The 20,505-nt window shown below is 40.2% G+C and carries 23 protein-coding genes; 7 read left to right on the top strand and 16 right to left on the bottom strand.

Annotated features, from left to right (window positions below; translation table 11 throughout):
* Position 1: 1 nt before the first annotated feature.
* From aroQ to infA, 9 genes are all read right to left on the bottom strand, one after another.
* Positions 2 to 415 carry a type II 3-dehydroquinate dehydratase gene (gene aroQ, locus QWZ08_RS04015; RefSeq protein ID WP_290335928.1) on the bottom strand — a complete coding sequence of 138 codons (414 nt, stop codon included), beginning with the start codon at positions 413 to 415 and terminating at the stop codon, positions 2 to 4.
* 67 nt (positions 416 to 482) lie between these two features.
* A complete protein-coding gene (gene carA / locus QWZ08_RS04010; RefSeq protein ID WP_290335927.1) occupies positions 483 to 1,589 on the bottom strand; it encodes a glutamine-hydrolyzing carbamoyl-phosphate synthase small subunit in 1,107 nt (368 codons plus the stop codon).
* Positions 1,590 to 1,759: 170 nt separating this feature from the next.
* Positions 1,760 to 2,299: a 50S ribosomal protein L17 gene (gene rplQ, locus QWZ08_RS04005; protein WP_353960472.1), complete on the bottom strand. Its 540-nt coding sequence runs from the start codon at positions 2,297 to 2,299 to the stop codon at positions 1,760 to 1,762.
* 106 nt (positions 2,300 to 2,405) lie between these two features.
* Positions 2,406 to 3,401: a DNA-directed RNA polymerase subunit alpha gene (locus QWZ08_RS04000; RefSeq protein ID WP_290335926.1), complete on the bottom strand. Its 996-nt coding sequence runs from the start codon at positions 3,399 to 3,401 to the stop codon at positions 2,406 to 2,408.
* 130 nt (positions 3,402 to 3,531) lie between these two features.
* Positions 3,532 to 4,137 (bottom strand): 30S ribosomal protein S4, encoded by a 606-nt coding sequence (gene rpsD, locus QWZ08_RS03995; RefSeq protein ID WP_290335925.1) that lies wholly within the window; start codon positions 4,135 to 4,137, stop codon positions 3,532 to 3,534.
* A gap of 121 nt (positions 4,138 to 4,258) precedes the next feature.
* Complete coding sequence (rpsK, locus tag QWZ08_RS03990) at positions 4,259 to 4,666, bottom strand: 30S ribosomal protein S11 (protein WP_290335924.1); 408 nt, start codon at positions 4,664 to 4,666, stop codon at positions 4,259 to 4,261.
* 157 nt (positions 4,667 to 4,823) lie between these two features.
* Positions 4,824 to 5,204 (bottom strand): 30S ribosomal protein S13, encoded by a 381-nt coding sequence (gene rpsM, locus QWZ08_RS03985; protein WP_290335923.1) that lies wholly within the window; start codon positions 5,202 to 5,204, stop codon positions 4,824 to 4,826.
* Positions 5,205 to 5,262: 58 nt separating this feature from the next.
* Positions 5,263 to 5,379: a 50S ribosomal protein L36 gene (gene rpmJ / locus QWZ08_RS03980; protein ID WP_290335922.1), complete on the bottom strand. Its 117-nt coding sequence runs from the start codon at positions 5,377 to 5,379 to the stop codon at positions 5,263 to 5,265.
* 28 nt (positions 5,380 to 5,407) lie between these two features.
* On the bottom strand, positions 5,408 to 5,626 hold the full coding sequence (gene infA, locus QWZ08_RS03975) for a translation initiation factor IF-1 (RefSeq protein ID WP_229760653.1): 219 nt from the start codon (positions 5,624 to 5,626) through the stop codon (positions 5,408 to 5,410).
* An 86-nt stretch (positions 5,627 to 5,712) separates the two neighbouring features.
* On the opposite strand from infA, the gene QWZ08_RS03970 reads away from it, so the two are divergent.
* A complete protein-coding gene (locus QWZ08_RS03970) occupies positions 5,713 to 6,390 on the top strand; it encodes a hypothetical protein (RefSeq protein ID WP_290335921.1) in 678 nt (225 codons plus the stop codon).
* A gap of 121 nt (positions 6,391 to 6,511) precedes the next feature.
* On the opposite strand, the gene QWZ08_RS03965 is transcribed toward QWZ08_RS03970, so the two are convergent.
* The 3 genes from QWZ08_RS03965 to QWZ08_RS03955 form a co-directional block, all read right to left on the bottom strand.
* The gene (locus QWZ08_RS03965; RefSeq protein WP_290335920.1) at positions 6,512 to 6,919 is read right to left on the bottom strand and encodes a hypothetical protein; all 408 of its coding nucleotides are present in this window, start codon (positions 6,917 to 6,919) and stop codon (positions 6,512 to 6,514) included.
* Positions 6,920 to 7,019: 100 nt separating this feature from the next.
* Positions 7,020 to 7,934 carry a plastocyanin/azurin family copper-binding protein gene (locus QWZ08_RS03960; RefSeq protein WP_290335919.1) on the bottom strand — a complete coding sequence of 305 codons (915 nt, stop codon included), beginning with the start codon at positions 7,932 to 7,934 and terminating at the stop codon, positions 7,020 to 7,022.
* 333 nt (positions 7,935 to 8,267) lie between these two features.
* Positions 8,268 to 9,425, bottom strand: a complete 1,158-nt coding sequence (locus tag QWZ08_RS03955) for a homogentisate 1,2-dioxygenase (protein WP_290335918.1) — start codon at positions 9,423 to 9,425, stop codon at positions 8,268 to 8,270.
* 171 nt (positions 9,426 to 9,596) lie between these two features.
* Here QWZ08_RS03955 and QWZ08_RS03950 point away from each other — a divergent pair, with 171 nt between their 5' ends.
* Positions 9,597 to 10,100 carry a metallophosphoesterase family protein gene (locus QWZ08_RS03950; protein WP_290335917.1) on the top strand — a complete coding sequence of 168 codons (504 nt, stop codon included), beginning with the start codon at positions 9,597 to 9,599 and terminating at the stop codon, positions 10,098 to 10,100.
* Positions 10,101 to 10,163: 63 nt separating this feature from the next.
* Here the strand turns inward: QWZ08_RS03950 and QWZ08_RS03945 are convergent, their stop codons facing one another.
* Positions 10,164 to 11,273 (bottom strand): TolB family protein, encoded by a 1,110-nt coding sequence (locus tag QWZ08_RS03945; RefSeq protein WP_290335916.1) that lies wholly within the window; start codon positions 11,271 to 11,273, stop codon positions 10,164 to 10,166.
* 106 nt (positions 11,274 to 11,379) lie between these two features.
* On the opposite strand from QWZ08_RS03945, the gene QWZ08_RS03940 reads away from it, so the two are divergent.
* Together QWZ08_RS03940 and rpe are read left to right on the top strand one after the other, a co-directional pair.
* The gene (locus tag QWZ08_RS03940; protein ID WP_290335915.1) at positions 11,380 to 12,174 is read left to right on the top strand and encodes a tetratricopeptide repeat protein; all 795 of its coding nucleotides are present in this window, start codon (positions 11,380 to 11,382) and stop codon (positions 12,172 to 12,174) included.
* A 163-nt stretch (positions 12,175 to 12,337) separates the two neighbouring features.
* On the top strand, positions 12,338 to 12,985 hold the full coding sequence (gene rpe, locus QWZ08_RS03935; protein WP_290335914.1) for a ribulose-phosphate 3-epimerase: 648 nt from the start codon (positions 12,338 to 12,340) through the stop codon (positions 12,983 to 12,985).
* On the opposite strand, the gene QWZ08_RS03930 is transcribed toward rpe, so the two are convergent.
* Positions 12,978 to 13,832: a hypothetical protein gene (locus QWZ08_RS03930; RefSeq protein ID WP_290335913.1), complete on the bottom strand. Its 855-nt coding sequence runs from the start codon at positions 13,830 to 13,832 to the stop codon at positions 12,978 to 12,980. The genes rpe and QWZ08_RS03930 overlap by 8 nt on opposite strands.
* 83 nt (positions 13,833 to 13,915) lie before the next feature.
* On the opposite strand from QWZ08_RS03930, the gene QWZ08_RS03925 reads away from it, so the two are divergent.
* Together QWZ08_RS03925 and QWZ08_RS03920 are read left to right on the top strand one after the other, a co-directional pair.
* The gene (locus QWZ08_RS03925) at positions 13,916 to 16,408 is read left to right on the top strand and encodes a TonB-dependent receptor (RefSeq protein ID WP_290335912.1); all 2,493 of its coding nucleotides are present in this window, start codon (positions 13,916 to 13,918) and stop codon (positions 16,406 to 16,408) included.
* Entirely contained in the window at positions 16,405 to 17,571 is a 1,167-nt protein-coding gene (locus QWZ08_RS03920; RefSeq protein WP_290335911.1) for a MauE/DoxX family redox-associated membrane protein, read from the top strand. The genes QWZ08_RS03925 and QWZ08_RS03920 overlap by 4 nt, the downstream gene beginning before the upstream one ends.
* A gap of 109 nt (positions 17,572 to 17,680) precedes the next feature.
* Here QWZ08_RS03920 and QWZ08_RS03915 read toward each other — a convergent pair whose 3' ends face one another.
* Complete coding sequence (locus tag QWZ08_RS03915; protein WP_290335910.1) at positions 17,681 to 18,793, bottom strand: M42 family metallopeptidase; 1,113 nt, start codon at positions 18,791 to 18,793, stop codon at positions 17,681 to 17,683.
* 141 nt (positions 18,794 to 18,934) lie between these two features.
* Positions 18,935 to 19,375, bottom strand: a complete 441-nt coding sequence (locus QWZ08_RS03910) for a hypothetical protein (RefSeq protein ID WP_290335909.1) — start codon at positions 19,373 to 19,375, stop codon at positions 18,935 to 18,937.
* Between the two features lie 29 nt (positions 19,376 to 19,404).
* On the opposite strand from QWZ08_RS03910, the gene QWZ08_RS03905 reads away from it, so the two are divergent.
* Positions 19,405 to 20,421, top strand: a complete 1,017-nt coding sequence (locus QWZ08_RS03905) for a LuxE/PaaK family acyltransferase (protein ID WP_290335908.1) — start codon at positions 19,405 to 19,407, stop codon at positions 20,419 to 20,421.
* Positions 20,422 to 20,505 lie beyond the last annotated feature (84 nt).

Genomic DNA, 20,505 nt, shown 5'->3' with positions numbered 1-20,505 from the left:
GTTACAGAAAGTAATGCACCGCCAGCGCATAGCCTTTTAATCCAAGTCCGCTGATAACGCCCTTTGCTTTGGCCGAAACATGGGATACCTTTCTGAAATCTTCCCGGCCAAAAATATTGCTGATATGTACCTCCACTACCGGTGTGGTAATAGATGCTATAGCATCTCCCAAAGCAACAGATGTATGTGTGTAGCCGCCCGGGTTTAAAATAATGCCATCATAAGTAAAGCCTATCCGCTGAATTTCATTGATCAATTCGCCTTCCACATTGCTTTGGAAATAATGAAAATCAACCGCAGGAAACTGAACTTTAATTTCGTCAAAGTATTGCTCAAAAGTCTGACTGCCATATATAGAAGGTTCCCGTGTACCCAGCAGGTTTAAATTTGGTCCGTTGATAATGGCAATGTTCATAATGCGAATAATTTATAACACGAATTTTTAAGCACTAATTACACAATTGAAACAGGCAGCCTTCTTCCTAATTTTTTACAATCGAAGCAATAAACTCATCAAACAAATACCTGCTATCGTGCGGTCCCGGTGTTGCTTCCGGATGGTACTGTACTGAAAAGGCTGGCTTGGTTTTCATGCGAATGCCTTCAATAGAGTCGTCATTCAGGTTAAGGTGTGTAATCTCAACATCAGCTGAAGCCCTTACTGCGTCCGGGTTTACACCAAAGCCATGGTTCTGTGTAGTGATCTCGCTTTTGCCGCTGATTACATTTTTTACCGGGTGGTTTAATCCCCGGTGTCCATGATGCATTTTAAAAGTTGGGATGTCATTGGCCAGTGCCAGTAACTGATGACCAAGGCAAATGCCAAACAAAGGTTTATCCAATGCCAGGATCTGTTTGATTGTTTTAACTGCATAATCCATTGGCGCTGGATCACCGGGGCCATTGCTGATAAAATAACCATTGGGACTAAACGATTCCAGTTCTTCAAAACTTGTTTTGGCATTGTGTACTTTTACATAAGCACCTCTTTCAACCAAACAATTCAATATATTTTTCTTGATACCATAATCCAGCACCGCAACCCTGATTTTACTGTCGGGGTCACCTGCAAAATAAGCCTCTTTTGTAGATACGACTGATGCCAGTTCAAGCCCATCCATGGATGGTACTTTATCCAGTTCTGCTTTTAATACTTCAAGGTCTGTAATTTCAGATGAGATGATGCAATTCATAGCACCCTGAATGCGAACATGTGCTACGAGTGCTCTTGTATCCACGTCATCAATTGCTACAACATTTTGTTGTTCAAAATATTGCTGCAGTGATTCATCCGCCATAAAGCGGGAATATTTCTCTTCCAGGTTTCTGCCGATGATGCCTTTCACCTTTACGCCGTCACTTTCTACATCCACTGCTTTAACACCATAATTGCCCACATGCACATTGTTCATGATCAGTATCTGCCCGTAATAACTCGGGTCAGTAAATACTTCCTGGTATCCCGTCATGCCGGTGTTAAAACAAATTTCGCCGGTAGTAGTACCTATTTTCCCAAAAGCGTGACCGTAAAAAACGGTGCCGTCTTTAAGTAATAAAATAGCTGATTTTTTATTAATTGTAGCTGCCATTATTTTTCAAAAGTTTTGCAAAGAAAAGGATTCGGTGATGGATAATGGAATTATTTTTTTCACAATGTGGATTCATCCCCTGCTTTTTAAAATCAATCCAACTTTCTCAGGACTCCATAAAAAAGCTCCGATATAAATATCGGAGCTATATGTAATTTTAAAATACTCATTTATGCTTCGGGAGTCGCTTTATCTTCTGAAGATTCTTCTCCTTTCACTTCTACCGCTTCGTCAACAGATGAAGTGTCAGCCGCTTTCTTTTTAGCACCACCACTACGTCTTGTTTTCTTAGCTGGTTCAGCAGCTGCAGCTTTTACAATGCTGTTGCCGTAAATTTCATTAAAGTCAACCAGTTCGATCATTGCTACTTCAGCATTGTCACCAGTCCTGGTTCCTAATTTAATGATACGTGTATAACCACCCGGGCGACTTGCAATTTTAGGAGCCACTACAGTAAACAATTCCTTAACAGCAGCTTTGTCATTGAGGTAACTAAACACAATACGGTGATTGTGCATAATCTGCTCTTTGGTGTCTGTGTGTTTAGTTTTTGTAATCAATGGCTCAATGTAAGTACGTAAAGCCTTTGCTTTTGCCAATGTAGTAGTGATCCTTTTAAAAGTAATCAGCTGGCAACCCAGGTTCATCAGCAACGCTTTTCTGTGAGAAGCGGTTCTGCTTAAATTATTATTCTTATTTCCGTGACGCATGACGTTGTTGTTTTAAAATTCGGTTATACCGTGTCAGGATTTATAACCTACTTAATTATTAAATTCGTGTAATTCTTAATTCAAAATTCGTGTTAGCTGACTGCTATTATTCGTCATCCAATTTCAGCTTGCTCAAATCCATACCAAAACCAAGACCTCTTTCAATAAGCACTTGCTCAATTTCACTCAAAGATTTCTGGCCAAAGTTTCTGAATTTCATCAGATCTTCCTGTTCGTACTGAACAAGTTCGCTCAATGAATTGATTTTTGCAGCTTTCAAACAGTTAAAGGCACGTACAGAAAGATCCAGGTCTTCCAATGGGGTCTTCAACACTTTACGCAATTGTAAAGTTTGTTCGTCAACCAGGTCTTCTTTCTTATCTTCTTTGGTGTCAAAAGTGATATTTTCATCAGTAATGATCATCAAATGCTGAATCAAAATACGGCTGGCTTGTTTAACCGCTTCTTCCGGATGAATAGTACCATCTGTAACCACTTCCATGATTAATTTTTCGAAATCCGTGCGCTGTTCAACACGGGTATTTTCGATGGTATATTTTACATTTTTGATCGGTGTATAAATAGCATCCACCGCAATGTATCCAAAATGAGTGCTCTTATCCTGGTTGTCTTCTGCAGGAACATAACCACGGCCTTTGCCGATGGTAATTTCGATATCCAGTTTAGCGCTGCTGTCCATTACGCAAAGCACCAGTTCAGGATTCATTACTTCAAAAGACAATGAAGCTTCACCGATGTTACCGGCAGTAAGCTCTGTTTTATTTTTAATAGAAAGCGTGATTTTTTCACTGCTCACTTCATGGTCAACCTTCTTTTTAAAACGAACCTGCTTAAGGTTAAGGATTATTTCGGTTACATCCTCTGTAATACCTTTGATGGTTGCAAACTCATGGTCAGCACCAACAATGTTGATACCTATGATTGCATAACCTTCCAGGGAGTTTAATAAAACCCTGCGAAGAGCGTTACCAATAGTTACACCATAACCAGGTTCAAGCGGACGAAATTCAAATTGTGCTTCAAAGTCATTTGCTTTTTGCAGAACAATTTTATCGGGCTTAACAAAATTTAAAATGGCCATTTGTATTTTGTTGTTTTAATGTTTAAAATTTGTTTGACGGGCATTTTTGCTTTGCTCATCATAGTTGTGTCACTCACTTGTACTTTTATCGCTCCGATCAACCGTTCACGGTAAACAGAAACAGTCTATATTACTTAGAGTACAATTCCACAATCAGCTGTTCCTTGATATTTTCAGGAACGCTTTCTCTTTCAGGGTATGCAATGAAAGTACCTTTCAATTCAGTTTCGTTAAAATCGATCCAGTTGAATTTAGTATTTTTTCCACGAACATTACCAGTGATAGACGTATTAACGGCACTCTTATTTTTCAATCCAACAGTTTCACCTGGTTTCATTGAATAAGAAGGAACGTTTAATACATCACCGTTAACAGTGATGTGCTTATGACTAACCAACTGACGTGCAGCCTGGCGGCTTGGAGCAATACCCATACGAAACACCACATTATCCAAACGGGCTTCCAGTAATTTAATCAGGTTTTCACCAGTTACACCTTTCTTTCTTGCAGCTTCATCAAATGTTTTGCGGAACTGTTTTTCCAGCAAACCATAAGTGTATTTTGCTTTTTGTTTTTCACGTAACTGTAAAGCGTATTCGCCTAAAGTTTTGCGTTTGCGGTTTGCACCGTGCATTCCCGGAGGGTTACTGTTTTTAGTTAACCATTTTCCGTTTCCTGTAATAGGCTCTCCGAAAATTCTGGAGATCTTTGTTTTTGGGCCTGTGTACCTTGCCATAATTATAAAGTTGATTTTTTAGTGACGATGCAACATTAAAAAATCGTAAAATAAATGTTGCACCCGTTGATAAAATATGTTCAATAGCAAAACTCCAAAATTCCCCTTTAGGGGACAGGAGTTATACTCTTCTTTTCTTTGGAGGACGGCAGCCATTGTGTGGTAAAGGCGTAACATCCTTAATCATGTTAATCTCAATACCAGACTGAGACAAAGACCTGATAGCACCTTCACGGCCTGAACCTGGTCCTTTTACAAATACATCCACTCTTTTCAAACCTGCGTCCATAGCAACTTTCGCTGCATCGGCACCAGCCATCTGGGCTGCATAGGGTGTATTCTTTTTGCTACCTTTAAAACCCATTTTACCAGCACTTGACCATGAAATAACCTGGCCATTTTTGTTGGTTAAACTGATAATAATGTTGTTGAAACTTGCAACGATGTGAGCATCTCCGTAGCTATCTACTTTTACTACTCTTTTTTTTGCGGCTGCTTTTGCGCTTTGAGCCTTTTGTGCTTTTGCCATAATAACTTAAATAGGTAATCTTTTAAATAATGAAATCCCTGTTGTACAAGGACTGATCAAACCCTCCTGCTGACTTATAAGCTATCCGGCGTTTGTTCAATTGTGTTTAAGTCTATAAAAACTGATACCAGGTAAGTGCTACCTGGTATCAAGTTAATTATTTTTTAGCAACTTTCTTCTTGCCGGCAACTGTCTTACGTTTGCCCTTACGGGTACGGCTGTTAGTACGGGTACGCTGACCACGCAATGGCAATCCTTTACGGTGACGCAAACCACGATAGCAGGCGATATCAAGCAAACGCTTAATGTTCATCTGCACTTCACTGCGTAAAGCACCTTCCGTTTTAAACTCACTGTTGATTACGTTACGAATGGCAGTCTGTTCTTCATCATTCCACTCATTCACTTTTTTATCATAGCTTATAGAAGCTTTGTCTAAAATATACTGAGCAGTAGAACGACCGATACCATATATATAGGTAAGTCCGATTTCGCCTCTTTTGTTTTTTGGTAAATCTATACCGGCAATACGAGCCATAATTTGATTAGTTTGTTAATGTGTTGATTGGTTTTACATGGCTTTCACCATTATCAATTTATCCCTGTCTTTGTTTAAAACGTGGATTTTTTTTGTTGATCACGAACAGTACACCTTTTCTGCGTACAATTTTGCAATCAACACTTCTCTTTTTAATGGAAGCTTTAACCTTCATCTTGTTAATTTTTATTTATTAGTGCCTGTTATTTATACCTGAAAATTATTCTTCCCCTTGTCAAATCATACGGACTCATTTCCACGCCTACCTTATCTCCCGGTAAAATTCTGATATAGTGCATCCGCATTTTACCTGAAATAGTTGCCAGTATTTCGTGTCCGTTTTCAAGCTTAACTTTGAACATAGCATTGCTCAGCGCTTCTAAAATTGTACCGTCTTGTTTAATGAGTGCTTGCTTTGCCATATATTTTGGGAGCGCAAAGATAAGAGGATTATTTCAATTATTATTAAAATAATCAGATATTTACCTTTTAAAAACAATTTTTCCCCATGAAAAAGATCATTTTTGGCTTATTGGTTGTTTGCAGTGGAATTGCTGCCTGTAAAAAAGATACTGTCACCCCTCCAGCTGATACTGTCAAATATATGAGTTTTACCGCAAACAGCTCATGGAATTATGCGCTAACAGACAATCTAACGTCGGTTACAACTAACTATACGATTACCTCTACCGACCGTGACAGTACAATTAATAGCAAAGCATACCATGTATTTACTAACAGCGGCGGAGCCAACCAGTATTATTTTCTTTCAGGGAGTGACTATTATAATTTTCAAAACCTGCCCGCGACTTTAAGCGGTAATTTATTTGAAAATATTTATTTAAAAGATAATGCGGCAGCGGGTACTTCCTGGAGCCAGAATTATTCAGTGTCAACCTCAGGCGTTCCGCTTACCATAACCATCGTGAATACCATTGCTGAAAAGGGAATCAGCAAAACCGTTAACAATATTGCCTACACGGATGTCACTCATGTTACGTCTACAATTGCAGTTTCGGCATTTGGAATACCACTGCCTGCTTCAGCCATTACAAGTGATGTACAAAGCTTTTATGCCAAAAAATATGGCCTTATACAGTCAGTCAATAAAATCAATATTAACTACAGCGGCATTGTCAGCAATACAGATCAGCAAACTATTTTAAAGTCTGCTGATATAAAATAACATTCAATTGCAGGCATCCAGCCCGGAGTTTGTGATGGTCTGGGCAGGTTTCCGGGTATTTCGGAATTATGCAAAAAAGGAAAAGGTTGCGAATGCAACCTTTTCCTTTTTAATTTAAGTATTAACTAAATACTTCATCATTCAGATGAACTTTAGTCATTTCATAAAAATGGTTCTGCAACTGGTGAACACTTAATGGCTGAATGATATGTCTTCTTTCATCGCGGTACCAAATTTCCATATTGGAGAAGTCCCCCTTCGCATGCAATAAAATCCGGAAAGCGCCTTTCATAAATTTTACACTGCCGTCTTCGTTTTCCTGCTTTGTGAATTTGAGCCGGGCTAATTGGTCCTCATCAAGGGGAATAGGTTGCAGCTGGCTGGTCTCAAACCAGAACTCCTGTGTTCCGGTATCAACACATACCTGTTTTTCGTCTCCGTTCAGGTCAGTTACTTCTCCCTGTAATGTATCGCCGTCGTTATCGGCCAGCAGGTAATCACCTACTTTAATGTCGTGGAATTTTATCATGGCAAATTATTTTTTATTATTAAACAATTTACCACTTTTTAGAAAATAATGTGCCATCATCTTAAAAAATAGCAGAAAATGATTTCGGAGCAATTTTATATTACAGCACCACTAGTTTTCTTATCTCCTTTTTTCCTGCCAGGATAAAAATTACGTTGTAGGTACCCTTTTGTAAATCGCATACATGGAGATGGCCATTATTTAAGCCGTAAAATGCAGCCAGTTTGGTTTTTACAACAACCTGCCCCGACATATTTACCACTGTTACATCCATTGTACCCCGTTTATCCGCATTAAATTTTAGCTGTAGCTGTCCCGGTCTTGAAATAGGATTCGGACTCAGGCTTACAATCAGATCCTGCTTTACGACTGCGTTATTACGCAGCATTTTTATGGGTGAGAATGTTTCTCTTCCATCAAGATCTACGGTAACAATTTCGTAGTAGAGAAATTTATTGATATTTCCAAGGTCGGTATCTGTGAAATTATACAATTGCGGCGTGTTTGAATTACCAGTAGCTTCTACTCTTCCCACTTCATAAAAACTGGTAGCGTCTGTGCTTTTCCTGATAGAAAAATAATCAGTATGCTGTTCTGAAAACGTTTGCCATTGTACCAGTGCTTTGGCATCTGCGTTTGAAACAGCAAACGAGCCGAACTGTACGGGTAAAACACCGCTCACAGTAATGGTACCCTGCATACCAAATGCAAAATGTGGCGTACAGCCATATAAATAGGTTCCGGGAACAGTAACAATGTAACTGAAAGTAGTGGCGGTTGATGTCATCGGCGCATCCCATTCGGCGGCACCCGCTGGCAGAGAGGTGCCAGGCAAACCACTACCACAGGTGGTAGTATGAAAACCGATGACCCAGTTAAATTTAATTTCATCACCCACCACAGCATTGACTGTTGCAGGATTAAAAGTATTATTGGCAACTGAAACATTCCAAATGGTAGCATTGGCGGAGCCACATAGCAACATCGCCATTACGGCAGTGTAAAAAAATTTCATGATTGATTGTTTTAATGATTGTAAAAGGAGGATGGTTTTATAATCGAAAAAAAACATATCAGGGTTGCTTGACTTTCTAATTTTTTAGAAAATAATCGGAGTTCGATTCAGGTTTGATGTTGCATGGTGCCGCTGGCTGCAAATCAACGGGCACAATACTTTGAAACCGTATTTATTTCGGAGTTGCAGCGCCAGGGATAGGAGCAAGTACCCCGTAAAGCGCCGTAAAATTTTCGCTCTTCTGCAGACAGTAACTAAGGCGCTGCGGAGTACTTGCGGATAGCCCGCCCGGGCGTACTAAAATTCAAAAATTTAAAGTCAAAATTCAAAAGTCTATTCGGCCCAGCTCATTACGTATCCTTCATTTTCAATTTCCAGGGCGGCGGTGGTTAATTGCAGAGGATGAAAAGTGTCGATCATTACCGCCAACTCGTTGGTTTGTTTGGCGCCGATACTTTTTTGCACGGCTCCCGGATGCGGCCCGTGAGGTATGCCGCCCGGATGCAGGTTGATCATTCCCCTGGTAACGTGTTTGCGGCTCATGAAATCGCCATCCACGTAATACAACACTTCATCGCTGTCGATATTGCTGTGGTTGTATGGAGCAGGTATGGAATCAGGATGATAATCGAATAATCTTGGCACAAAGGAACACACCACAAAATTATGCGCTTCAAAAGTCTGATGCACCGGCGGCGGCTGATGCACCCTTCCTGTAATGGGCTCAAAGTCGTGAATAGAAAAGGCATACGGGTAGCAGCAGCCGTCCCACCCGACTACGTCGAAAGGATGATGATAATAATGGATGCCGTACAGCATACCCCTCTTTTTTGTTTTTATTAAAAAATCCCCAGTGGCATCATGCGCCTTCAAATTTGCAGGTGGCCGTATATCTCTTTCGCAGTAAGGGGAATGCTCCAGCAACTGGCCATAAGGGCTCAGGTATTTTTTAGGGTAGCGGATAGGACTAAACGATTCAACAATCAGCAGCCGGTTATTGGTAGATGAAAAATGTATCTGGTAAATCGTACCTCTTGGTATAACAAGATAATCACCATAGCCAAAATTGATGTCGCCATACATGGTTTGCAAAACGCCGCTGCCTTCGTGAACGAAAATTAATTCATCAGCGTCCGCATTTTTATAAAAGTAACTGCCCATACTCAATTGGGGAGCCGACAACACGATATGACAATCGCTGTTTACCAGTACCGGTTTACGGCTTTGTAAAAAATCTTTTTCGGGTTGAATATTAAAGCCTTCAAAACTGCGGTGCTGCAGCATTTTTTCTTCGGCAATGATAGGTTGCACATTCACCGGTTTATCTGTTTTAATAATTTGCGTGGGCGGATAATGGTGATACAACAACGAATAGTCATTGCTGAAACCTTCTGTTGAAAACAATTGTTCCGCATATAAACTGCCGTCCGGTTTGCGAAACTGTGTATGGCGTTTGTGCGGGAAATTTCCTAAGCTATGGTAGTGGGGCATCGTTATCGGAATTTAACTGTGGTATAATTTTAAATTGCCTGTTAAAATTGGTTGTTTGATGAAGAAATCAATTTTCATTGTTTACGGAATCGTTGGATAACAGAACAATGGCATGCCTGATTTTGTATTGTGCAATCTTAATATCAAATTTACATTTTTAAACCCATTTAGTTGACAAGAATAGGACTTATATCAGACACCCATAATTACCTTGACAAAGCAGTTGCTGAACATTTTAAAGCTTGTGATCTGATATGGCATGCAGGTGATTTTGGAAGCATTGCGATTGCAAATGAATTAAATGCCATTCGCCCGCTAAGTGGTGTGTATGGCAATATTGATGGTGCCGATATACGGTCCGTTTATCCGGAGCAATTGGTTTTTATGTGCGAAGAGGTGAAGGTTATGATGCGGCATATTGGTGGCTATCCCCCGAAATACAATCCCGAAACAAAAAAGGAAATTTTGCTGCATCGTCCGCAATTATTTATCAGCGGGCACTCGCATATTTTAAAAGTAATGTACGACGATAAACTCAGCTGCCTGCACATGAATCCGGGTGCTGCAGGTAAACAGGGGTGGCATAAAGTAAGAACGCTGATACGTTTTACCATCGACGGAAAGGACATGAAGGACTGTGAGGTGATTGAACTGTCGAAAAGTTATGAGTTATAAATGATAAGTTATAAGTTGGGGACACGATACGACTCATCATTTATAACTCATAAACGCATAATTTTATTCCACCCAATCTGCAATAAAAACATTTGTATCATGCGTGCCGCCATTGTTGCGGTTGCTGGAGAAGACAATCTTTTTTCCGTCGTGACTAAACATTGGGAAGGCATCAAATCCTTTATCACGGCTTATCTTTTCCAGCCCTTTTCCATCCAGATCTGTCAGGTACATATTGAAAGGAAAACCTCTTTTATACTCATGGTTACTGCAGAAAATAACGTGTTTTCCATCGGGTGTAAAATTGGGCGCCCAGTTGGCCTGCTCTAAAAAAGTAATCTGGTGTGGATTGCTTCCGTCAGCATTGGCAATCCATACTTCCATGTGGGTTGGTGCTACCAGGTTTTCTTTCAGCAGGTCTTTGTATTCTTTTATTTCTGCTTCTGTTGTTGGCCTGCTTGCACGCCAGATAATTTTTGTTCCATCGGGGCTAAACCAGGCGCCGCCGTCATAACCCAATATGTTGGTTATTTGTTTTACATGCTTGCCATTCAGGTCCATAGTATATAAATCAAGGTCGCCGTTCCTGATAGAGGTGAATAATATTTTATCGCCTTTGGGAGATATAGTAGCTTCTGCATCGTAGCCTTTTGTATTGGTCAATTGCTGTATAATTTTACCGCTGGTATCGGCTTTAAAAATGTCAAATCCTTCATACACTGCCCAGATGTATTTGTTGCCATATTTACTTCTGTCCGGCACCGGCGGGCAATCTTTTGAAGCCAGGTGAGTAGAGCCATACAGAATGTGTTTTCCATCCGGGAAAAAATAGGCGCAGGTAGTTCTGCCGGTGCCGGTACTTACCAGTTTGGGCTGAAATTTTTCGCCCGGTTGCGTGGGTACTTTACCCATCCATATCTGGTCGCAGGCAATGCCTTCTTTAGGATTTGTTTTTTGAAAGATGAGGTACCTGTCGTCAAAACTAAAATATGCTTCTGCATTATCACCTCCAAAAGTTAGTTGTTGCACATTGGCAAAATGCGTTTCGCCGGGAAACTGAACTGTATCTGTTTTATCATTAGCAATGGATACTGGTAAAGCCCGTTGATTTTTATAAGCACTTATAAAAATGGCCAATGATAATAGCAATAAGGACAGGACGGTTTTTTTCATCTTCAATAAAATTGAAACATAAAGATAAGGGGTGTTTTTTTGCGAGCTAAAAAATTACAGCCGCTTATTTACAAGCCACTAAATTTGCAGCCAACTATTAACCGACATGAAGAATATTTTTTTAGGATTGATTACCGCCTGCATTTGGTGTACTGCTTGTAACAACACTGATACCAATAGCAAAGAAGCTGCATTGCCTGAACAGGAAAAACAGTTAAGGGATGCTATCAATCAACATCCTGATTCATTATTGCTGAAGGAAAATCTGATTCAGTATTTCAGGGAAAACAGCAACTACGGCCAGGCTATTACAGAAACAGAAAAAGCAATCCAGAAAGACAGCGCCAATGCAAGATTGTGGGATATAAAAGCCACCTTGCATTTTTTGAACAAAGACACAGTTAATGCAATGAGTTCTTTTGAAAAGGCCATCGCCATTGATCCGCAACCGATATATAGAATTTCGCTCGGGCTAATTTATGCCCAAACAAAAAATGCAAAAGCGCTTTCGGTGGCAAATTGGTTGCTCGCTGATTCTTTGGCCAAAGCAGGTAAGCAGGCTGAGTTTATAAAAGGGTTCTATTACTCGTACATCAACGATTGTGAAAAAGCTATACCGTTTTTTGACACCTGCGTGGCAATAGATTATACCTACACAGACGCCTATAAAGAGAAGGCCATTTGCCTGTATAATCTTGGCCAATACAAAGAGGCCATCAAATCGCTTGAAAAAGCAGTGGCACTGCAAAGCACGTATGATGAAGCCTATTACTGGCTGGGACGTTGTTATGAAAAATTAGACCAGCCAAAGGAAGCCATTATGAATTACCAGGCAGCTATACAAATTGACCCTGATTATGCTGAGGCAAAAGATGCGTTGGCCAGGTTAGGCGTTAAGTGATTTTAATTTCAAGAAAATAGAACAACTGATTGAAGCTGCGAGTTTTTTTAACTTAAAAGTATGCAATAAGCGAGTTGCTTTTAACCCGATGCGCTTAACTTTGCAGTGCAGAAAATAAACATCAAAAATCAGACTTAACCCTTTTTTAAATTAAACAATCAAAATGGCTCTCATCGCTCCTTCCCTTCTTGCAGCAGATTTTTTACAATTACAAAATGAATGCGACATGCTGAATGAAAGCCAGGCAGACTGGTTTCACCTGGATGTGATGGACGGACGCTTTGTGCCCAATATCAGTTACGGACCCATGCTGGTGAATTTTTTTAGAAAAACTACTAAAAAAACCTGCGATGTACATTTGATGATTGAAGAACCCGAACGGTATACCCAGGCTTTTAAAGATGCAGGCGCTGATATTTTAACGGTGCATTACGAAGCTTGCACACATTTACACCGCAATGTTCAGCAAATAAAAAGTTTAGGTATGAAGGCCGGTGTGGCATTGAATCCGCATACGCCGGTGGAGTTGCTGAAAGATATTTTGCAAGATGTAGATATGGTATTGCTGATGAGTGTAAACCCGGGTTTTGGCGGACAGTCTTTTATCCCGCATACCATTAATAAAATAAAAAGAATGCGTGAAATGATTGATGAGCAGTTGCTGAATGTCAGCATCGAAATTGATGGCGGTGTAACACTGGACAATGCAAAACTCATTATCGATGCTGGTGCAGATATTCTGGTTGCAGGCAGTACCGTTTTTAAAGCTGCCGATCCAATCGCTACAATCGCCGCCCTGAAAGCTATTTAAGCGAATCCGCAATTTGTAGTAACACACCGGCTGATTGCTTTATCCAACTGGGCTCATCAAGGTTCCATTTGTATTTTTTGGAGATGATATTTTCAAGCATTTGCTGCCCCTGTATGGCCTGGTCTCTATTGTAAAAACAGTCAACCCATTTTTGGTTCAGCTTATCTTTATTGGTGATGGATATGCCTCCTTTGTACCATTTAAAACAGGAAGGTATTCCATAAAAAGAAATAACTGTTGCCTTGCGATCCGCATTATCCTGAAAAAATTTATTGTAAAAAAGTAAACATTGAATGATGCGGTTCTTTAACGCTTCATCTGTTTCTTTTTGGGCTGGCTTTTTTCGCCATTGATTATTGGAAGGATAAAAAGGATGGTCAGCAACAACTTTACGTTTCATGCCATCAGCTACATATTTTACAGGCTTATCTTTACCGTTTTTTAGCAGCAGACTGTTAACGCCGATGCCGCTTAATCCCATATCTTTTTTGGAACCATCATCAAAAACCAGGTGAATCATTTTTGCTTTTTCGTCCAGTGTCCATTTACCTGTTTTCATATTATCACGTGGGTTTTGCACCATCACGCCATCATCAAAAAAACAATAACTGCGAAAGGGCATTTCAAGGTCACTGCTGTTACTCAATATTCCATCATCAACATCTTCTTTAGCTTCCCAATTCTGACTTAGTAATGCAGACCAGGAATCGGCTCTTGTTAAATATACCAGCGAACTCGAAGGCGTATCTGCAGCGACAGAAATGGCGGTAGCCTTTTTGGGATTACCCCTATTGCAACCATAAATTAACGGTAGCAATACAAGGGTGACGAACAATAAATTTTTCAAATTATTTTTTTTCAAAATTAAAGAGAAGCAACCAAATTTTTAATGACGGTCTTATTAAAACATAAAATATTTACCTTCATGCAATGAGAGTATTTACCTCACTGGTTTTAGTCCTGTTTTTTTTAACTGCATCTGCCCAAAAAAAAATTGCCGTTGTAAGCGGGCAGGTTATTGATGAAAATGAAAATTCGTTGCCTGGTGTTTCTGTAACCATACTGGGTAAAACCAACGGCATTGTTACAAACGACAGCGGCTTCTTTCGCATCAACGTAACTGCAGGCAAAGCGATAGCTCTCATTTTTTCTTATACCGGTCATACAGAAATTCAAAAGAATTTTTATTTAAGTGAAAATGAGGAAGAACATATTACGGTGCGTTTGCAGCGGGATGGCAAAACACTTTCCACTGTCGTTGTAAGCAATGACCGTGAAAGAAAAGAACTGGGTTTAACCAAAATAAACCCAAAGAATGCGCTGGTTTTACCGAGCACAACCGGCGGTTTGGAAGGGTTGATCAAAATACTCGTAGGCAGTAATAATGAATTGACTTCTCAATACAATGTACGTGGCGGTAATTATGATGAAAACCTGATCTACATCAACGACTTTGAAATTTTGAGGCCTTACCTGGTACGCAGTGGCCAACAGGAAGGGCTTAGTTTTATTAACCCTGAATTAGCCAGGAACGTCAATTTTTACAATGGTGGTTTCCAGGCAAAGTATGGTGATAAAATGAGCAGCGTACTGGATATCCAGTATAAAAAACCAAAAGCATTTGGCGGGTCAGCCTATGTTAGTTTGCTGGAACAAGGCATGCACCTGGAGGGATCTGCAAAAAAGGAACGGATAACCTACCTCATTGGTGTACGCAATAAAAGCAACCGCAATTTATTAAGCAGCCAGCAAACGCAAGGCTCTTATATTCCTTCTTCAACCGATGTGCAGGGCTACCTTACTTATAAGCTCAATGAAAAATGGCAGCTTGAAATGCTGGGTAATTTTTCGGCTACCAAATTTACTTTGATACCGCAATCGGCTCAAAAAACGACTTCCGTTTTTTCACCTTTGTTTACTGCCAACCTTGGGCTGGATATATTTTTTGACGGACAGGAAAAAGATGGTTACAATACAAGCCTGATCGGGCTAACTGCCATACATCAGCCCAATAAAAAAGTACAGATAAAATGGATGCTGAGCCGCTTTGAAAATAAAGAAAATGAAAATTTTGATATAGGCAGCGCATACTTATTTGGCGACCGGGATTTTGATAATACCAGTAGTACCTACGGTCAGATTGTAAATCCATTGGGCGCTGGTTTTTACCAGAATTATGGCCGCAATAAATTAGATATTACGGTGTATAATGCGGGTGTAAAAGGCAGTATAGAAAAAGGGAAACACTTTATTCAATTCGGCAACAGCATTGAACAAACGGCAATAACAGATAAGCTATTTGAGTGGGAATACCAGGATAGCGCCGGTTATTCTTTGCCTTTTAATACTAATAATCTCAGCACATTTTTAAATACGTCTGCCAATCTAACCATACAAAAATACAGTGGCTACCTGCAGGATAATCTCAATTTTGTAAACAGTAAAAGAGATATTACTATCCAGGGTGGTATCCGTTACAATTACAATTCGCTGAACAAAGAATTTTTAATCAGTCCGCGGGCACAGGTTAGCATAAAGCCCAACTGGAAAAAAGATATGGTGTTTAAGCTGGCTGCAGGCGTGTATGACCAGCCGCCATTGTACAGGGAATTAAGAAAGTATGATGGCAGTTTAAATACGGCTGTAAAATCGCAGAAAAGTTACCAGGTAGTTGCAGGAATAGATTATAATTTTATTTCGGCAGACAGGCCTTTCCGCATTACAACCGAAGCCTACTATAAAAATTTGCAGGATGTAATTCCATATGATATTGACAATCTACGCATCCGATATTCGGGAGAAAACAATGCAAAAGCATATGCCTACGGTGTTGAAACCAGGCTGTATGGCGAACTGGTAAAAGATGCCGAAAGCTGGCTTAGCATCGGGCTGATGCGAAGCAAAGAAAATATCGCAGGCGATCATTATTATAATTATTTAAATGCTGCCGGCGAAACCATTACTTCCAAAACGCAGGACCAGGTGCCGGTGGATAGCATGCGCCAGGAAGTAGGCTGGGTAAGGCGTCCGACGGACAGGCTGATTACAGTTGGGTTATTTTTGCAGGACTATTTATCTACCAACAAAAATTTTAAGGTGCATCTGAATACCATTTACGGAAGCAATATGCCGTATAATATTCCCAACAGCACCAGGTACAGAAATGCCCTTATTATTGATCCCTATTTAAGAATTGACATTGGTTTCAGTGCGCTATTGTTAAGCGAAAAAAGCAAGCGCAGAAGCCATAGCCCGTTTAAGGACTTTGATAATATCTGGGCCAGTTTTGAAGTATTTAATTTGATAGACCGGCCCAACACCATCAGTTATCAATTAATTAAAGACTTCAGCAATACTGTTTACAGCATCCCCAACAGGCTTACACCAAGACTGGTAAACTTTAAAATTGTAGGCAGGTTTTGACAACGCTGGCAACCTATAAAAGATGGTTAGCCAACAGGCCTGTTTCTGCACATTTACTTTTATCATTAATTGCTTTCTGCTGGTTATCTGCAAAATCAATTGGATGGAAAGTATGGGTTGCAGAAAGAACATTTCCTGTTATAGCTCCGTTCGATTTATTATACCAGGTTCCTTCAGCTGCGCATTGGGTTTTGCTGGGCTTATCCATTATTTTGTTAGTGTTGCTTATAATAAAGCCAGGCAATAAATATGCACAATGCACATTATTTTTTTCAGAAATTGCCTCCTGCCTGCTGGATGAAACCCGCTGGCAGCCCTGGGAATATCTATACCTTTTTATCCTGGGGATTTTTATCCTTAATCGTACCAAGCCATCACACGTTGCAGCATGCCTGGTCATTACGCTTGCAACTGTTTACACATATAGCGGTCTGCATAAGTTCAATGAAAGTTTTATGACCAACATGTGGCAAACGACCATTTTGAAACGTTTTTTTAAAGTGCCGCCTGTTATATATAAAGCAGGCTGGATGCACTATTTAGGCTACCTGTTACCTTTTATTGAAACTGCTAGCGGGCTGGGTTTATTGTTTTCAAAAACAAAAAAAACTGCGGCGGTTCTGCTGACAGGGATGCATATTTTTATTTTGTTACTGATAGGGCCAATTGGGTTGCATTATAACAAAATTGTATGGCCATGGAATACTGTTATGATCTTATTGCTGTATTTTCTTTTTATCCGAAACCAAATGATATCCATTGTTGAAGGGCGTGGATTGGAGATACGAAATAAAATAATACTGGTTGCATGGGCTGTTTTACCCGCACTCAATTTTATTGGCTTTTGGGATAACTACCTGTCGTGGAACTTGTATTCATCCAGGATCCCCAGGATGATTATCTGTATTAAAGATACCGCAGCGACAACGCCTCTGAGAAGTTATTACTCAGGTAATCACACTTCGAAAATATGCAACGGAAACGCCTTGCTGAATGTACAGGATTGGTCCATGAGAGAAATGGCTGTGCCGCCTTATCAGGAAGAACGGGTGTACAAAAAAATAGAAGCACAATGGAATAAAACTTATCCGTTGGCTCATGCTGATTTTATAATTTATTATTCTCCTTTTAAAAAGGATTCGGCCAGCTCAATCAATCAATAGCACTGAATAAGTTCCTCTAAGTTGCAAAAGTAAAAGAGGGCGACGCAACGATAATGACCATTGCGTCTTAGCCCGGACCAATATTATTACTGCCATTTGGCAGCGGCTACTAAAAATAACTCAAATTAGTTTTCGCATTTAACGTAAGCAATGTTTCGTAAATCAGTTTGATGGTATTTTCCACATCACTTTTGTGAATCATTTCAACGGTAGTATGCATGTACCGTAATGGCATGGATATTAAAACGCTCGGGCAGCCGTCGTTGGCATAAGCAAATGCATCCGTATCTGTACCTGTGCTTCTGCTTACTGTATGCAACTGCACCGGGATTTTATTTTTAGCGGCCACGTCCTGTACCACGTCCAGTAGTTTATTGTGTACAGCAGGTCCAAACGTTAGAGAAGGGCCTTTGCCACACACCGTATCTCCCTGGATAATTTTACTGATCATCGGGGTGGATGTATCGTGCGTAACATCGGTGATGATGGCTATATTGGGCTTTATTCTGCGGGCAATCATTTCGGCACCGCGAAGACCAATTTCTTCCTGCACTGCATTTACAATGTATAAACCAAAAGGTAATTTCTTTTTGTTTTGTTGCAGCAGGCGGGCCACTTCTGCTATCATGAAGCCACCAACGCGGTTATCAAATGCACGTCCAATGAGGTAATCGTAGGCCAGTTCTTCGTACCCGGCTTCGTAGGTGGCTACAGCACCGATGTGAACTCCGAGGTCTTCCACTTCTTTTTTAGTGCGGGCCCCGCAATCTAAAAACAAGTTATCTACTTTTGGTTGAGGTTCCTTGCTATCCGCACTGGCCATCCTGGTATGTATAGCGGGCCAGCCGAAGACTGCTTTTACGGCGCCTTTTTTTCCATGTATCAACACCCGCATCGAAGGTGCTATCTGGTGATCCACGCCCCCGTTCCGTTTCAGGTAAATGAGTCCTTCGGGCGAAATGTAATTTACAAACCAGCTGATTTCATCTGCATGTGCTTCTATCACTACTTTAAAGGGAGCAGTTGGATTGATAACACCAACGGCAGTGCCGTAAGGATCGGTAAAAAAAGTGTCGGTATAAGGCTTAATATATTCCAGCCACATCTTTTGGCCGCTGCTCTCAAAGCCTGTAGGCGAGGGATTGTTGATATAGTTTTTTAAGAATTCGTACGACTTGTCAGTTAAAATACTTTTCGGTGCTTTTACTTTTGCTTTAGCCATTATTGGATTAATTTTTACAAATTAACTAAATCCTGTCCATACTGTGGAAAGAGGAATCAAAAATGGTTGGAGAAAATAAAATTTACGCCGGTAGTAAGCGTACCGCCATAACACGCAGGTATTTTTTATATAAAGTTGAGATTACTGTTTTATAATAACAATTTTTCCGGATTGAACAGTATCGCTATAATGCCTGGCTTTGTCTACCACGCTGAACCGGAAATAGCAGGTATCATTAAAGTCACATTTGGGTTCCCCGATTAACGGATAGCCATCTACCCTATAACCATATGATACGAGTAAATCGTCGTTGGTACTTTTAAGTTTTATTATATCATTTCCGAGGAAAAATTTTTCGCTGGTGCCACTTTGTGGGCAGGATGGATTTATTTTTTGAATAAAGATAGAATCCAGGTCTCCCTCCAGGTCAGTAAAGGCAATTTTAAATTTGATTACATTGCCGGGAACCAGCACGCTGGTATTAACTGATTTATATGTTAAAGATGGCGTGGACGAATACGTTTCCTTTTTACAACCAAAAAAAACAAAACAAACAAGGGCAATTAAAATAGTGTTACGCATCTTTGTAAATTATAGCCCAAATTTAATGATTGAAATTGAATAGTTCCGTTAAAAATATAACCGCGTTAAATAATTTAACCGCTATAACAAAGGAAGATTTTACCCGGGTTGCGTTGAATATTTTTCAGTTTCAGCACCGGCATAACCCGGTGTATCATCAATTTTGCAATGCGCTGCATATTAACCCGGCATCGGTCACTGCAATAAATCAAATTCCTTTTTTACCGGTTGCTTTTTTTAAAACCCATACTATCGCCACCACTACTTTTGAACCTGCTGCTGTTTTCGAAAGCAGTGGCACCACACAAACCATCAACAGCAAACATTTTGTTAAAGACATTGCTTTGTATGAAGAGAGTTTCAATACGGCTTTCCGGCTTTTTTATGGCGATCCAAAAGACTGGTGTATTATTGCCTTGCTGCCATCTTACCTGGAAAGAAGTAATTCATCATTGATAATGATGGCTGATAAACTGATTGAACAAAGTGCGCATGCGCAAAGCGGCTTTTATTTGCATGACCTGGAAAAGTTACATTACACCATTACCTCACTTGAAAACCAGCAACAAAAAACATTACTGCTTGGTGTAACTTTTGCCTTGCTCGATTTTGCAGAACAATACCCGATGCATTTGCAATACACTACCATTATGGAAACCGGCGGGATGAAGGGAAGACGCAGGGAAATGACCCGCCAGGAAGTGCACGATATTTTATGCACCAGTTTTAAAGTAAACGTTGTTCATTCAGAATATGGCATGACGGAATTATTAAGCCAGGCTTATTCAACCGGGCACGGTATTTTCAGTTGTCCGCCATGGATGAAAGTGCTGGTAAGGGAAGAAGATGATCCTTTAACTGTGTTATCAGCCAATAAAGAAAATATTGTGAGTGGTGCAGTTAATATAATAGACCTGGCCAATATTTACAGCTGCAGTTTTATCGCCACGGATGATGCTGCGAAATTATACCCCGATGAAAGTTTTGAAATACTGGGCCGGTTGGATAATTCGGATATCAGGGGATGCAGTTTACTTTCTTTGTAGATAAGCATAAAGCTGAACGCTAAACGCCTAAAGCCTGGCGTACGTTATGCATTTGTTATTTATTGATTTCTGCATTTTGCTTTC

Origin of the sequence: Ferruginibacter paludis (genome assembly GCF_030409685.1) — a bacterium.
Taxonomy (GTDB): Bacteria; Bacteroidota; Bacteroidia; order Chitinophagales; family Chitinophagaceae; genus Ferruginibacter; species Ferruginibacter paludis.
Note: the sequence above shows the minus strand (reverse complement) of the source record. Positions and strands in the feature narration are given on the sequence as shown.